This window comes from Massilia sp. LXY-5, assembly GCF_059801075.1.
In genome coordinates this window covers 946,519-960,319 of the sequence record NZ_JBNNEH010000003.1, presented here as the reverse complement: position 1 = coordinate 960,319, position 13,801 = coordinate 946,519, and the positions used below count along the sequence as shown (strand labels likewise).

The following is a 13,801-nucleotide window of genomic DNA, read 5'->3' as shown; positions in this document are numbered from 1 at the left end:
CCCGGCACCTGCGCCTGGCGCCGCCCACGCGTTAGCGCGGCAGGGTGACATCGCGCGCCGGCACCAGCGTCAGGGTATGGCGCGCCGGCCCGGGCAGCAACGGCACGGGCCGGCCCTGCACCCAGTCGGCATGCCCGTGCAGGAAATAAGGCGACAGCGGATGGCCGCTCTGCCCGCCGGGCATGTTGAACAGTCCCTCCTCCTCGTGTCCGGGCGACACCGTCATCCGTTCCGACTGTCCGAACTTCGGCCCGGCCACGCGCGGCATGTGGGCGTCGCCGGCCAGCTGGTCGGGCGGCACGCCGAGCCAGGCGCCGAGAAAGGGCAGCGTCAGCGCGATCGGATGGGCAAACGCCGCCCGGTTGCGCGCGCCCCAGGTCGCCCGCTCGAGCGGCACGCCCGCGGCCTCGAGCTCGGAGAGGACGCGGTCGATCGCGGCCAGCTGCAGCGCGCGCCAGCTGCCCTGCCCCGGCGGCAGCCAGCCGGCCGGCCCTTCGTCGAGCAGGCGCGCAACCAGGGCCGGCCAGCGCGGATTGGCCAGCGCCATCGCCGCCTTCGGGTCAAGATTCGCCAGTTGCGCATCGAGGCCTTCGAACAGGATATCGTGCAGCGCCCACATGAAGTTGCGCGCCAGCCGGTAACCGACCGAATCGACGTCGGCATGGCCGTTCCAGCTGGTCTCCAGCAGGCGGCGGAAGGCGGCGCGGCGCGGGTGGTCCGCGATCGCCGCCTGGTCGAGCACGGCGAGCGCGCGCCGGCGCCAGTCCGCGATGAAGAGCGCGCGGTCGTCGAGCGCCACCGCAAAGGCGCCCTGTTCGTCGGTGCGCGGGCCGAGGCGGCGCAGGCGGTCGCGCAGCTGGCTGCCGCGCGCCCCGAGGTCGAAGCCGCCGTCGCCGAGCAGTGCGCTCTGCGCTCCCATCAACTGGCGATTGTTGGCCGTCGAGAGCTGGCCGTCACGCGGATTGACCACGCGCGGATAGCTTTCCCGGGCCAGCAAGCCATCCCAGGTCGGCGTGGCGGCGCCGGCGGCCAGCGGGAAGCTGGCGCCGTACACATCGGCGGCGCGACGCGGCAGGCGGCCGGCGATCGTCCAGCCGATATTCCCGGCGGCGTCGCCGGCGACGAAATTCTGGGCCGGGATGCCGTCGCTCGCGGCGATCGCCAGCGCCGCCTCGAGCGAGGCCGCCTCCTCCAGGCGCAGGTGATTCAGGTTGACGGCGCCCGGCGCGTGCGCGACCCAGTGCAGGGCCCAGGTCTTGCCGCCGGCCTGGCGCAGCGGCCCGAGGCCGGTCTCGCGCACGGTCAGCTGCTCGGCCGGCGCGCCCTTCACGGCGATCGTCTCGACGCGTTCCACCGGCTGTTCCCAGCCCTGGGGCGTGCGCACCTGCCCGGGATGCGCAGGGTCGAACCCGACTTCGACCAGGTCCAGGTAATCGCCATAGCTGTTGGTGAACCCCCAGGCCACCTTGCCGTTGCTGCCGGCGATGACCAGCGGCGGCGCGCCCGGCAGCGTCACCCCGACCAGGCGGCGCTCGCCGCCATGCCCGTCCGGATACACGAACGCCAGCCGGTACCAGATGTTCGGCAACTGCAGGCCCAGGTGCATGTCGTCGGCGACGATCGCCGCACCCGTCGTGCTGCGGCTGCCGGCGATCGCATAATTATTGCTGCCGACCATATCGCCGCGTCCGAGCAGGGCCAGCGGCGCTGACTGCGCCGGCCTGGCGCCCCACCAGGCGGGTGCCCTCGCCGGCAGCGGCGCTTCGGAAGGTGCGCCGGCGGCATCGAGCGGCGCGTCCCAATGCGTCGCCTGCGGCAGCAGGAAGGCCAGCTGCGCGGCATCGCTGTGCTCGCGCAGCCAGCCGCGCGCGAGTTCGCGCGGCTCCTGGCTGCCCTGCAGGTCGATGAACATCGCCCACACCGCCAGCAGCGAATCCTCGGCGCGCCAGGGCGCCGGTGCGGTGCCTGTCAACAGGTATTCGAAAGGCCGCGCACCGAGCGCGCCCATGCCTGCGTTGACGCCGGCCACGTAGCGGTCGACGAAGGCGCGCTCGGCCGGCGCCAGGTCGGCGAGCGCGCGCGCGGCACGGGCGCGGAAGCGGTGCAGGCGGCGCGCGCGGTCGAGCGGCAGCGCGCGCGGTCCGAACAGCTCGGCCAGCTCGCCGCCGGCGGTGCGGCGCAGCAGGTCCATCTGGAAAAAGCGTTCCTGGGCATGGACGAATCCGGTGGCCCAGGCGACATCGAGGCGGCTGCTGCCGCGGATCAGCGGTACGCCGGCTTCGTCGCGCGCAACCGTGACCGGGCGCGCGATGCCCGCCACCTCGCGCCTGCCGTCGCCTTGCGCCAGGCTGGCGCGCAGCAGGAGCCAGGCGCCGAGGCAGGCCAGCAGCGCCAGGCCGGGCAGGATGAGCGCCAGGCGCCAGGTCCAGGCTTTCCAGCGGCGTGCTCGCATCGCTCCCCCGGTGTTTTGTTTGTCCGGATGATCTTGCCAGAAAAACCACACTTGAGATAGCCATGGCCGCGATTCCATGCGCCGCGCATGAACCTTGAAAGGTGCGCGTGAAAGGGGCGCCCGATTGGAGCGGATCGAGCAGTGTTCTGCTTCTTGCGCTAAGCTCGAATCCGGTGAAGTGTTCACCGCAAAGGAGCTCGCAATGCGTACTTACATCGTCCTTTCGGCAGTGCTACTGCTGAGCGCCTGCGCCACTCCGCAGGAACGGGCGGCGCGCAAACAGGCGGAAATGGCGGAGATGATCGCCATCTACGGACCGGCCTGCGACCGGCTCGGCTATGCCCAGCAATCCGACCAATGGCGCAACTGCATCATCAGCCTGAGCGCCAAGGATGAGATGCAGCGTTACGGCAACGGCTATCCCGGATATGGTCCGGGCTGGGGCGGACGCTACTGGGGCGGCGGATTCTGGGGGCGCGGCTGGTAGGCAGCCGGATCATCCTGGGCGCCTGACCCGGCGCCCGGAACGCCAAGGTAAGGTATGCCTTCCTACGCCGGATACAGCGGCGCCGGTGACAGCGCCAGCAGGCGCCGCGCGCACTCGGCTTTCGTGACCGCCTCGCGCGTGGCCAGCATGCGCTCTACCAGGCGCTGGGCATGCGCGACCAGGTGCGGATGGCGCACGTCCGGCGGGTGCAGCGACAGGCGCATCAGCGGCCCGCCTGCCAGGCAGCGCGCGGCCGCACTCGCCAGGACCGGCGACACGGCCCTCCCCGTCCGGTTCCTCGCCGTGTACACGAGCGAAGGCGCGAACACCGAGCGGCCCTGGCGCAGCAGGTGAAAGCGCGTAAACGTGGTCGTGTACGAAAACGCGAACTCCGGCAGCACACGCCAGGCGGCCTCCCCGAGCAGCCAGGCCGGCGGCACGAAGCCGGCGACCGGCCAGTCGCGCTGGCGGAACCATTCGAGGCCGAGCGCGATCCGCTCGCGCGCCTCCTCGGCGGCCAGCGCCGCGAACTCGCCTTCGCGCTGGGTGTAGACGCCGCGCAGGAAACGCTGGCGCAAGCCATCCGCCCTGCGCGCGGTGTCGAGGTGGGTATAGCCGTGCAGCGCCAGCTCATCGCCGCGCTCCAGCGCCGCATCGAGCCCACGGCGCATCGCGCGCTCGTCCTCGACACGGTCGTGGTAGCGCGGCACGACCAGCCAGGTCAGGCGCATCTCGGCGACGCTGCGCATGGCCCGCGCCAGGCGCGCGCACTCCTCCCAGGTGCCGGGCGCGACGTCGTGGATCGACACGCACAGCATGGGTGCTTCCTCGGCCGGCAGACGGCGTTCAATCGGTGACACAGATGCTCCTCGCTCCGGGTTCGTCCTGCCCGCGCGTGCCGAGCACGGCGTGGTAGCGCCGCATCACCTGCGGCAGGATCTGGTTCCAGTCGTAACACTCCGCCGCCTTGCGCCGCGCGTTGGCCCCCATCGTTCCCAGGTCGCGCGCGTAGGCGGCTTCGATGGCGCCGGCCAGGCTGTCGACGCAGTTCGGCTCGGCCAGCAGGCCGGTGTGCTCGTCGACCAGCTCGGCCACGCCGCCGCCGCTGGTGGCCACGACCGGCAGGCCGCAGGCCATCGCTTCCAGCACGATCAGGCCGAAGGTTTCGCGGTCGCCCGGATGGACCAGCACGTCGCAGCTGGCCAGCAGGCGCGCCAGGTGGCGCTGGTTGCGCTTGAAGGGAACATAGGTGATCTGCGGGTAGCGCGGCAGTTCGAGTCCGCCGCCGATCATCAGCAAATGATACGGCCGGCCGAGTTTGCGCACTGCGTCGATCAGCAGCGGCAGTTTCTTCTCCGCCGTGAAACGCCCCGCATACACCAGCAGGCGCGCATTGTCGGGCAGGCGCAGGTGCGCGCGCAGGGTCTCGACCCGGCGCGCCGGATGGAAGACGCTGCTGTCGATGCCGAGCGGCTGGTGGCAGGCGTCCGGCACGCCCATCGCGTGCAGCTGCTCGACCATGACGCGGCTGGGCGCGAGCACGAGGTCGAACTGGCGGTATAAATGGGACAGGTATTTGCAGGTGACGCCCTCCGCAGTGTGGCCGAAGCGCGGCCCCACCAGGCGCGGCAGGTCGGAATGGTAGAAGGCGATCGCAGGCACGCCGAGGCGACGACGCAGTTGCAAGGCGGCCCAGGCGCTGTGGCCGGCATCGCCGGCTTCGATCAGGTCGGGTTTCGCCTGGCGCAGCAGGCGTGCGGGCGCGCGTACCGAGGTCGGCATGCGGAAGCCGTTGATGCCGGGTAGCGCAAAGGCCGGCACGCGCACCAGCGCCGGCGCATCGCCGCCGCTGTCGACGTTCGGGCTGAGGATGGTGTGCCGGACGCGGCTGTTCCGCGCCAGCCAGCGTGCCTTGGCGTTCAGGTAGGTGCTCACGCCGTTGCCTTCGGCGGCGTAGAACATCGTGATGTCGACTAGGTGCATGCTCGCAGGTCCGCTTGGATTCAGCCCACGATAGCAGCGGACTTTCGATCTGGATTGCGCGCACGCAAACGCCACTGGCGCCGCTGCTTAGTGGGATCTGTTCAAGATTATGCGCTGCGGCGGTCGAGCATGGCGCGCGCTATCGTGCCGGCGTCGACATACTCGAGCTCGCCGCCCACGGGCACGCCGCGCGCGAGGCGGCTGACCTTCAACCCGCGCGCCTTCAGCATTTCGCTGATGTAGTGCGCGGTCGCTTCGCCTTCGTTCGTGAAATTGGTCGCCAACACCACTTCGACGACGACGCCGTCGGCCGCGCGGCCGACGAGCTTGTCGAGGTGCAGGTCCTTCGGCCCGATGCCGTCCAGCGGCGACAGGCGCCCCATCAGCACGAAGTACAAGCCCTTGTAGGTCAAGGTCTGCTCGATCATGATCTGGTCGGCCGGGGTTTCGACGATGCACAGCAGCGAGCGGTCGCGCGCATCGTCGGCGCACATCTCGCAGACCTCCGTGTCGGCGAAGGTATTGCACATGGCGCAATGGTGCACCGAGTCGACCGCCTGGTAGAGCGCGCGCGACAGCATCGCCGCCCCTTCGCGGTCGTGCTGCAGCAGGTGGAAGGCCATGCGCTGGGCGGACTTGGGACCGATGCCCGGCAGGCGGCGCAGCGCCTCGGTCAGGAAGTCGAGGGATTTGGACACGCTAGACCCCGCGCCAGGCGTCGAAGGCCTCGGCCGTCATGGTCGGGGTGAATTCGGTGATCTCGTAGCGCGCCAGGTCGGCCAGCGCGAACGGGTCTTCGCTCAGGATCCGCTCCAGCGCCCCGCGGCTGGGCGCGCGCGCGAGGATGATGCCGCCGTCGCGCGGCACCCTGGCGCCGGACATCAGGAAGATGCCGGCCGCGTACTGCCCCGCCAGCCACTCGCGATGCGCGGCCAGGCGCGCGTCGATCTTCGCGAGCGGCGCGGTATAGGTGAGCGAGACAATAAACATCAGGCCGCGATCAGAACGGCATCTTGAAGCCGGGCGGCAGGCCAGGCATGCCGGCGGTCAGGCCGCTCATCTTTTCGGCGGAGGTCGCTTCGGCCTTGCGCACGGCGTCGTTGAAGGCGGCGGCGACCAGGTCTTCCAGCATGTCCTTGTCGTCGGCCAGCAGCGACGGATCGATCTGTACGCGCTTGACGTCGTTCTTGCAGGTCATCGTGACCTTCACCAGGCCGGCGCCCGACTGGCCTTCGACTTCGATGAGGGCCAGCTGCTCTTGCGCCTTCTTCATGTTGTCCTGCATGGCTTGCGCCTGTTTCATCAAGCCTGCGAGCTGGTTTTTCATCATGGTGTGGTTCTCCAGTAAATCGATTGAAAGTGGGTGTTCAGACCGGCGGACGCACCGAGCCGGGCACGACAAAGGCGCCCAGCACGCGTTCCATCTCCTGCACGAAGGGGTCGCCGGCGACGATGGCTTCGGCCAGGCGCTGGCGCTCTTCGCGCGCGGCCTTGGCTTCGGCGCTGGCCGTGTACCAGACCGGACCGATCTCGGTCTCGACCGTGATGCGCTTGCCGGCAAAAATCTCCTGCAAGGCCGCCTGCAGCTTTTCGCTGTTGCCGCTGGCGCGCAGGGTGTCGACCGGCACGCGCAGGCGGAACAGGGCCGAACCCGCATCGGCATGGCAGTCGATCAGTTCGGTCTGCAGGGCCAGCTGCTGCGACACGCCGCGCAGCGGCAGCGTGGCGGCCAGCGCCGGCCAGTTGCCGTCCCAGTCGAGCGCCGGCACCGGCGTGACTACATATTCGTGCGGCGCTTTGGCTGGCGCGCGGCTGCTTGCGGGCGCGCTGACCGGTGCAGCGACGGCAGCGGCTTCGTTGGCGACGGCGGTGTCGTCGGAAAATTCGGTGACCCAGGATGGCGGTCCATCGTCGTCGCGCTCGGCCTGCTGCTGGCCCTGTGCCTGCGGACGGGCAATGGCCTGCGGCTGCTGCGGCTGAGCTCCAGCCCACGGCGGGGGCGGTGCAGCCGGACGCGTGGCCTGCGCCGCCGGCGCGGACGGCGCCGGGCCGGCGCCAGGCTGGCCGCCGGCAGGACCGACGTTGATCGGACGCGCCGGTGCTGCCGGAGCCGAAGGCGCCGCAGGTGCTGGCGGTGCCGCATCGGCGCCCGGACGCTTGGCCGGCGCACGCTGGCCGGAGGCGGCACGGGCCGCTTCCAGCGCGGCATTGATCGCGGCGCGCGCCGAATTCATGGCGGGCGCCGGGTTGGCCGGGCCGCGATCGGCCGGCGCCTGGCTGGCTGGTGCAGCCGGACGCTGAGGCGCTGCAGCCGGGGTGGCTGCGGTGGCTGCCGCAGCGGCCGGGCTGGCACCAGCCGCCGACGCGGCACGCGCCGCCGGTGCCGCCGCCCGCGGCGCGGCCGCGGCAGCCGGCGCAGCAATGCGCTCGGCCCCGCCCTGCCCCGGCCGGAAGGCCAGCATGCGCAGCAGGGTCATGGTGAAACCGGCGTACTCGTCCGGCGCGAGGCCGATTTCGTTCCGGCCGTGCACGGCGATCTGGTAGAACAGCTGCACTTCCTGCGGATCGAAGGCTTCGGCCAGGCGCAGGATGTCGGCGAGTTCGGGCAAATCCTGCGGCACCGCGGCCGGCACCGACTGCGCCAGCGCGATCCGGTGCAGCAAGGTGCCGAGGTCCTGCAGCGCACCGTTGTACGACAGGCTGCGGCTGGCCATCTCGTCGGCCACGGCCAGCAGGTCGGCGCCGTTCTCGTTCGCCAGGGCATCGAGCAGGCGCACCAGGTAGGACTGGTCGAGCGCGCCGAGCATGCCCTGCACGGCTTCCAGCGTCACGGCGCCGGCCGCATAGGCGATCGCCTGGTCGGTCAGCGAGAGCGCATCGCGCATCGAGCCGTGCGCGCCTTGCGCCAGCAGGCGCAGCGCCGGCTGTTCGAAGTTCACGCCTTCCTGGCCCAAAATGTTTTCCAGGTGGCCGACGATGTGGCCCGGCGGCATCTGCTTCAGGTTGAACTGCAGGCATCGCGACAGCACCGTGACCGGGATCTTTTGCGGGTCGGTGGTGGCGAGGATGAACTTGACGTGCTCGGGCGGTTCCTCGAGCGTTTTCAGCATCGAGTTGAACGCGTGATTGGTCAGCATGTGCACCTCGTCGATCATGTAGACCTTGAAGCGTGCATTGCTCGGTGCGTAGACGGCCTGCTCGAGCAGCTGGGCCATCTCGTCGACGCCGCGGTTGGAGGCGGCGTCCATCTCTATATAGTCGACGAAGCGGCCGGCGTCGATCGCGCGGCAGGCTTCGCACACTCCGCAAGGCTGGGCCGTGATGCCGCCCGTGCCGTCAGGGCCGGTGCAGTTGAGCGACTTGGCAAGGATACGCGAGAGCGTCGTCTTGCCGACGCCGCGGGTGCCCGTGAACAGGTAGGCGTGGTGCAGGCGGCCCGTGTCGAGCGCATGGGTGAGCGCGCGCACGACGTGCTCCTGGCCGACCAGCGTTTCGAAGTTCTTGGGGCGGTATTTGCGGGCGAGGACTTGATAGGACATACCGCGATTTTACCGCAGTTGGGCCTCGGCGCGAACAATCAAGGAAGAGGTCTACTCGTGCCAGGCAGACATGGTCACGCGGCAGGCGTGCAGCGGCAGCAACAGAACAGCAAGGGAATGGAGAGAGATGAAACGGAAGAGAAAACGAAGGAGGCGAGCCTGATCTGCGGCACTTGCGGTGAACGGCTTTGGCTGCTTCGTTCCCGACCTGACCAGGTAAACCATGCCACAATGCGCAGGGGCCCGCCAGCGGCCATTATAACCGACCCCGCGCGTTTTGGGGCCGGTCTTTGCAACTGCCTCAGCGCCCCTGTTTCAGCAGCGCCAGCAGGGCATGCGCGCCGGGCTCGGACGATGCCGGATTCTGCCCGGTAACGAGCAAGCCGTCGGTGACCACATACGGCTCCCAGTCCCCTGCCTTGCTGTACTGGCCACCGTTTTTCACCAGCATGTCCTCCACCAGGAAGGGCACGATCTCGGTCAGGCCGACGGCGGCCTCTTCCGTATTAGTAAAACCGGTGACGCGCTTGCCCTTCACCAGCGGCGCCCCATCGGGCCCCTTGACGCGGCCCAGCACGCCCGGCGCGTGGCAGACGGCGGCGACCGGCTTGCCGCTGGCGGCCATCGTTTCGATCAGGCGGATCGAATCGGCATCCTGTGCCAGGTCCCACAGCGGACCGTGGCCGCCGGGATAGAAAACGGCATCAAAACTCTCTGCCGATACGCCGGACAGTTTCACGGTGGTCGCCAGCGCCTTTTGTGCGGCAGGATCGCCGCGGAAACGGCGGGTCGCCTCGGTCTGCGCATCCGGTTCGTCGCTCTTCGGGTCGAGCGGCGGCTGGCCGCCCTGCGGCGAAGCCAGGGTCAGGGTCGCACCGGCGTCCTTGAATACATAATAGGGAGCGGCGAACTCTTCCAGCCAGAAGCCGGTTTTCTTGCCGGTGTCGCCGAGGCGGTCGTGCGAGGTCAGCACCATCAGGATATTCATCGAGCCTCCTTGAGCGTTCATGATCAAAGGTCGAGTCTACCCGGACGGCGCTCCGCGCGACGCACGCAAGGCGCTCTCCTTACAAGCCCCGCCTTACAGTCCCCGCCTTACAGTCCCCGCCTTACAGTCCCAACTCCTGCCAGATCGCATCCACCCGCGTCTTGATCTCCGGTGACATCACGATCGGCGTGCCCCACTCCCGGTTCGTCTCCCCCGGCCATTTATTGGTGGCATCAATACCCATCTTGCTGCCGAGGCCGCTGATCGGCGAGGCGAAGTCGAGGTAATCGATGGGCGTGTTATCGACCAGTACCGTGTCGCGCGTCGGATCGACCCGGGTCGTGATCGCCCAGATGACCTCTTTCCAGTCGCGCACGTCGACATCTTCGTCGACCACGACGATGAACTTCGTATACATGAACTGGCGCAGGAAACTCCAGACCCCGAACATGACGCGCTTGGCGTGCCCGGCGTACTGCTTCTTCATCTGCACCACGGCCATGCGGTAGCTGCAGCCTTCCGGCGGCAGATAAAAGTCCGTGATCTCGCTGAACTGTTTTTGCAGCAGCGGAATGAAGACCTCGTTCAGCGCCACGCCCAGCACGGCCGGCTCGTCGGGCGGTTTGCCCGTATAGGTCGAGTGGTAGATCGGGTCGCGCCGCATCGTGATGCGGTCGATCGTGAACACCGGAAAACTGTCCTGCTCGTTGTAATAGCCGGTATGGTCGCCGTACGGCCCCTCCAGCGCATGCTCGAAGCCCGACGGGTGGTTCGCATCCGGATAGATATGGCCTTCCAGTACGATCTCGGCCGAGGCCGGCACGCGCAGTTCGCTGCCGATGGCTTTCGTCAGCGTCGTACGCTGGCCGCGCAGCAGGCCGGCAAACTGGTATTCCGACAGGCTGTCCGGCACCGGCGTGACCGCGCCGAGGATGGTGGCCGGGTCGGCGCCCAGGGCGACGGCCACCGGATACGGCTGGCCCGGATTGGCGATCGCATGTTCGCGGAAGTCGAGCGCGCCGCCGCGGTGGGCCAGCCAGCGCATGATGACCTTGTTCGGCCCCAGTACCTGCTGGCGGTAGATGCCCAGGTTCTGCCGTTTCTTGTTCGGACCTTTCGTGATCACCAGACCCCAGGTGATCAGGGGCGCGATGTCGCCCGGCCAGCAATGCTGGATCGGCAGGCGAGCCAGGTCGACGTCATTCCCTTCCCAGACGATTTCCTGGCACGGGGCGCCCTTCACTTCCTTCGGCGCCATGTCCCAGACTGCCTTGACGAGGGAGCCGAGGCCCATGATGTCCCTGAAGCCGCGCGGCGGCTCGGGTTCCTTCAGGCGCGCCAGTACGTGGCCAATACGGCGCAGTTCGCTGACGTCGTCCGCGCCCATGCCGAGGGCAACGCGCTGCGGCGTGCCGAACAGGTTGGCCAGCACCGGAATCGTATGCGCTACGCCGCCCGGCCCGGTCGGTTTTTCGAACAAAAGGGCCGGTCCGCCGGCGCGCAGCACGCGATCGGCCACTTCCGTCATCTCGAGATGGGTCGAAACCGGCATAGTTACGCGCTTTAGATCACCATTTAGTTGCAGTTGGGACATAAAATCCCGAAGATCTGAATATTTCATCAAGTTTTGCTTGTTTTTTCGATTGCTTGCGGTTAATCAAATTGCGCCGCCAAGTGTTTGATTTGGCAAGGTATTGCTGAGCTGTGGCTAGAAAAGTCAGATCTAAAAGTTATAAGGCGCGTTCGTGCTAGTATTGACTTGGTATAAACGACCTCCTACAATCGCACCTACTTGATGAGACGGCCATTTAAAAAGCAGATTGTAGCCGCTTCTCATAACTTCACGGGGTCGGGGCCCCAACGACATTTTTAAGGAGTGTTTCCACCAGGCGTCTGCCTGAACCCCCGAGACAGTTGTTGAGCCACTGGACCGCACCCGCCCTGGGACAACGGCCAGCTGAAGCAAAGCAATGACGGCGTTTTGGTCTTCCGCACTGGAAGCCCTGACGATTTTTCTGATGCACGGCATTGGTACCTCCGTAGCGCTCCATGCGCCGCGACGGGATCCTTTTCGCCGCGACAAAGGGGACTTCGATGATCAATCGTTTGTTCGGTTCGAGCGCAAAGCTCGTCCAATTGGCCAGCCAGCCAGTCACGTTTTCACAAGTGGCAAAAACGGCGCGTGGTTTGTTGACCACAATGCAGCACACCCTGACCGTGTTCGGTCTCTCGGCAGTGGCAGTACTGACCCTGCTCTACACGAACCCGGATGCAGCAAAAAAAGTTTCGGAACTGCTGCATTCTGAAACCGTCGCCGCCGCACCTGCTGGTGCAACCGTCGCGACCGCCACCCCAGCGCCGGCCAAGGAGGCCGCACTGGACGCAACGCAAGACCGGGCCGAGCTCAAAGTCCTCGCCAACAGCAAGCAGCAGCAGAACGTCACCTCCTGGCTCGCCAAGCGCTACCGGGTGGCCGGCGACGCGGCCAACATGCTCGTTTCGACGGCCTACACGACGGCCCATGAGATGAAGCTCGATCCCCTGCTGATCCTGGCCGTGATGGCCATCGAATCGGGCCTGAACCCGTTCGCGGAAAGCCCGATGGGCGCCAAGGGCCTGATGCAGGTGATGGCCAAGGTCCACCACGACAAGTTCGAGGAAGTCGGCGGCGCCGAGGCGGCCCTGGATCCGGTCGCCAATATCCGTGTCGGCGCGCAGATCCTGAAGGACTACGTGAAGCGCACGGGTTCGGTCGAAGGCGGCCTGAAGACCTATGTCGGCGCGGCCGACATGGAGGACGACTCGGGTTATGGCGCCAAGGTGCTGGCCGAATACAAGCGACTGAAAATGGTTGCAGGTGGCAAGAAGGTCCCGACGGTGACCCCACCGGCACCGACGCAGATGGTCGTCAAGGCGGCGCCTGCCGCGCCGGCGGCCCCGAAGGCCGCGGAACCGGCTGCGGAGCCGAAAACGGAGGCGCTGGCGACGCTGTAAGGCAACCCAGGCTCACTCCCCGTGCCACCGCTTGCGGTGGCTTTTTTATTGATGAGTCGGGACGATCGCGCACCGTAGGGTGGGCTCTTGAGCCCACGCGTCCCGTGCAGACGAATACCCACAGCTCGTGGATACTCGCCGCGGCATTTGTGTACCCATTTTGTGGCCTCGCAGATACGTTATACCAATGCATGAGCACGAACGCGTGGACTCAGGAGTCCACCCTACGGTGCGCTGCTGTCAACAAAGAGCGAATACGACATCGCCTTTTCGGAGCCCACAAAAAAGCCACCGCGCCTTTCGGCAACGGTGGCTTTTCGCCAGCCCTACTATATATAGAGGGAAATTAACGCCGCGCGTCGGCGCCGACTTCTTCCGGACGCAGTTTCGAGGCCAGTTTATCGAGCACGCCGTTGACGTACTTGTGGCCGTCGATGCCGCCGAAGGACTTGGTCAGCTCGACCGCTTCGTTAATCACGACGCGGTATGGGATTTCCGGGTGGTTCTTCAGTTCGAAGGCACCCAGCAGCAGGACGCCGTGCTCGATCGGCGACAGTTCGCTGACCGCGCGGTCGATCAGCGGAGCGATCGTTTCGCGCAGCTCGACCGAGGTCGTGATCGTGCCGTTGAGCAGCGACGAAAAATACTCGCCGTCGGCCTTGTCGAAGCCGTGGGCGGCGCGGATGTTGTTGGCCACCTGGGTCGATGGCTCGTTATTCAGCAGCCATTGATACAGGCCCTGGAGCGCGAACTCGCGCGCGCGGTGGCGCGGGGTGCGGTTCTTGCTCGGGTTGGCGTGGGTGGTCTTGTCGGTCATGTTCGTCCTTCGATTACTCTTCTTCTTCCTCGGGGTGCAGCTCTTCCAGCGCCAGCAGCAGGTTGGCCATCTCGACCGCAACCTTGGCCGCATCGGCGCCCTTTTCCGCCATGCGCACTTCGGCCTGCTCGTCGGTCTCGGTGGTCAGCACGGCGTTGGCGATCGGGATGCCGTAGTCCAGGCCGATGCGGGTGATGCCGGCGCCCGACTCGTTCGAGACCAGCTCGAAGTGGTAGGTTTCGCCGCGGATGACGGCGCCGAGCGCGATCAGGGCGTCGAACTGCTGGGTTTCGGCCATCTTCTGCAGGGCCAGCGGGATTTCCAGCGCGCCCGGCACGGTCACGTGCAGGATGTCCTCGTCGGCCACGCCCAGGTGCTTCAGTTCGGCCAGGCAGGACGACAGCAGGCCATGCCCGACGTCGGCATTGAAGCGCGCCTGCACGATCCCGATGCGCAGGTCCTCGCCTGTCATGTTGCTCTCATAAGTTCCTACCGTCATGGCTGCCCTCTTCTTAGTGTGTTCGTATTAATAGTGTGTATG

At 67.2% G+C, this 13,801-nt stretch carries 13 protein-coding genes and 1 other RNA gene; 2 read left to right on the top strand and 12 right to left on the bottom strand.

The genetic code is table 11. The features are described from left to right. Positions 1-31 precede the first annotated feature (31 nt). Complete coding sequence (locus ACI48I_RS13230; RefSeq protein ID WP_498574428.1) at positions 32-2,452, bottom strand: penicillin acylase family protein; 2,421 nt, start codon at positions 2,450-2,452, stop codon at positions 32-34. Between the two features lie 202 nt (positions 2,453-2,654). Here ACI48I_RS13230 and ACI48I_RS13225 point away from each other — a divergent pair, with 202 nt between their 5' ends. Next, a complete protein-coding gene (locus ACI48I_RS13225; protein WP_193686477.1) occupies positions 2,655-2,939 on the top strand; it encodes a hypothetical protein in 285 nt (94 codons plus the stop codon). A 62-nt stretch (positions 2,940-3,001) separates the two neighbouring features. Here ACI48I_RS13225 and ACI48I_RS13220 read toward each other — a convergent pair whose 3' ends face one another. The 9 genes from ACI48I_RS13220 to ubiD form a co-directional block, all read right to left on the bottom strand. Further along, positions 3,002-3,799, bottom strand: a complete 798-nt coding sequence (locus ACI48I_RS13220; protein ID WP_498574427.1) for a DUF2334 domain-containing protein — start codon at positions 3,797-3,799, stop codon at positions 3,002-3,004. Next, a complete protein-coding gene (locus tag ACI48I_RS13215; RefSeq protein ID WP_193686478.1) occupies positions 3,786-4,922 on the bottom strand; it encodes a glycosyltransferase family 4 protein in 1,137 nt (378 codons plus the stop codon). Before ACI48I_RS13215 ends, ACI48I_RS13220 begins: the two co-directional genes overlap by 14 nt. Before the next feature lie 107 nt (positions 4,923-5,029). Further along, complete coding sequence (recR, locus tag ACI48I_RS13210) at positions 5,030-5,620, bottom strand: recombination mediator RecR (RefSeq protein WP_193686479.1); 591 nt, start codon at positions 5,618-5,620, stop codon at positions 5,030-5,032. A 1-nt stretch (position 5,621) separates the two neighbouring features. Then, positions 5,622-5,912, bottom strand: a complete 291-nt coding sequence (locus tag ACI48I_RS13205) for a YciI family protein (RefSeq protein ID WP_193686480.1) — start codon at positions 5,910-5,912, stop codon at positions 5,622-5,624. Between the two features lie 10 nt (positions 5,913-5,922). Further along, the gene (locus ACI48I_RS13200) at positions 5,923-6,252 is read right to left on the bottom strand and encodes a YbaB/EbfC family nucleoid-associated protein (RefSeq protein WP_193686481.1); all 330 of its coding nucleotides are present in this window, start codon (positions 6,250-6,252) and stop codon (positions 5,923-5,925) included. A 37-nt stretch (positions 6,253-6,289) separates the two neighbouring features. After that, positions 6,290-8,461, bottom strand: a complete 2,172-nt coding sequence (locus ACI48I_RS13195; protein ID WP_498574426.1) for a DNA polymerase III subunit gamma/tau — start codon at positions 8,459-8,461, stop codon at positions 6,290-6,292. 149 nt (positions 8,462-8,610) lie between these two features. Continuing rightward, positions 8,611-8,709: signal recognition particle sRNA small type (gene ffs / locus ACI48I_RS13190), an RNA gene on the bottom strand. Between the two features lie 53 nt (positions 8,710-8,762). Further along, entirely contained in the window at positions 8,763-9,449 is a 687-nt protein-coding gene (locus ACI48I_RS13185) for a type 1 glutamine amidotransferase domain-containing protein (protein WP_193686483.1), read from the bottom strand. A 121-nt stretch (positions 9,450-9,570) separates the two neighbouring features. Next, complete coding sequence (gene ubiD, locus ACI48I_RS13180; protein WP_193686484.1) at positions 9,571-11,070, bottom strand: 4-hydroxy-3-polyprenylbenzoate decarboxylase; 1,500 nt, start codon at positions 11,068-11,070, stop codon at positions 9,571-9,573. A gap of 569 nt (positions 11,071-11,639) precedes the next feature. Here ubiD and ACI48I_RS13175 point away from each other — a divergent pair. After that, positions 11,640-12,443 carry a transglycosylase SLT domain-containing protein gene (locus tag ACI48I_RS13175; protein WP_498574531.1) on the top strand — a complete coding sequence of 268 codons (804 nt, stop codon included), beginning with the start codon at positions 11,640-11,642 and terminating at the stop codon, positions 12,441-12,443. Between the two features lie 346 nt (positions 12,444-12,789). Here the strand turns inward: ACI48I_RS13175 and nusB are convergent, their stop codons facing one another. After that, a complete protein-coding gene (nusB, locus tag ACI48I_RS13170) occupies positions 12,790-13,260 on the bottom strand; it encodes a transcription antitermination factor NusB (RefSeq protein WP_193686486.1) in 471 nt (156 codons plus the stop codon). A 13-nt stretch (positions 13,261-13,273) separates the two neighbouring features. Next, the gene (gene ribH / locus ACI48I_RS13165; RefSeq protein WP_056339428.1) at positions 13,274-13,759 is read right to left on the bottom strand and encodes a 6,7-dimethyl-8-ribityllumazine synthase; all 486 of its coding nucleotides are present in this window, start codon (positions 13,757-13,759) and stop codon (positions 13,274-13,276) included. Positions 13,760-13,801: the final 42 nt, after the last annotated feature.

What these genes read in the sequence shown, in the direction of transcription:
- ACI48I_RS13230 (WP_498574428.1), bottom strand. Translation starts at nt 2,452, where the DNA reads ATGCGAGCACGCCGCTGGAAAGCCTGGACCTGGCGCCTGGCGCTCATC.
- ACI48I_RS13225 (WP_193686477.1), top strand. Translation starts at nt 2,655, where the DNA reads ATGCGTACTTACATCGTCCTTTCGGCAGTGCTACTGCTGAGCGCCTGC.
- ACI48I_RS13215 (WP_193686478.1), bottom strand. Translation starts at nt 4,922, where the DNA reads ATGCACCTAGTCGACATCACGATGTTCTACGCCGCCGAAGGCAACGGC.
- ACI48I_RS13205 (WP_193686480.1), bottom strand. Translation starts at nt 5,912, where the DNA reads ATGTTTATTGTCTCGCTCACCTATACCGCGCCGCTCGCGAAGATCGAC.
- ACI48I_RS13200 (WP_193686481.1), bottom strand. Translation starts at nt 6,252, where the DNA reads ATGATGAAAAACCAGCTCGCAGGCTTGATGAAACAGGCGCAAGCCATG.
- ACI48I_RS13195 (WP_498574426.1), bottom strand. Translation starts at nt 8,461, where the DNA reads ATGTCCTATCAAGTCCTCGCCCGCAAATACCGCCCCAAGAACTTCGAA.
- ACI48I_RS13185 (WP_193686483.1), bottom strand. Translation starts at nt 9,449, where the DNA reads ATGAATATCCTGATGGTGCTGACCTCGCACGACCGCCTCGGCGACACC.
- ubiD (WP_193686484.1), bottom strand. Translation starts at nt 11,070, where the DNA reads ATGAAATATTCAGATCTTCGGGATTTTATGTCCCAACTGCAACTAAAT.
- nusB (WP_193686486.1), bottom strand. Translation starts at nt 13,260, where the DNA reads ATGACCGACAAGACCACCCACGCCAACCCGAGCAAGAACCGCACCCCG.
- ribH (WP_056339428.1), bottom strand. Translation starts at nt 13,759, where the DNA reads ATGACGGTAGGAACTTATGAGAGCAACATGACAGGCGAGGACCTGCGC.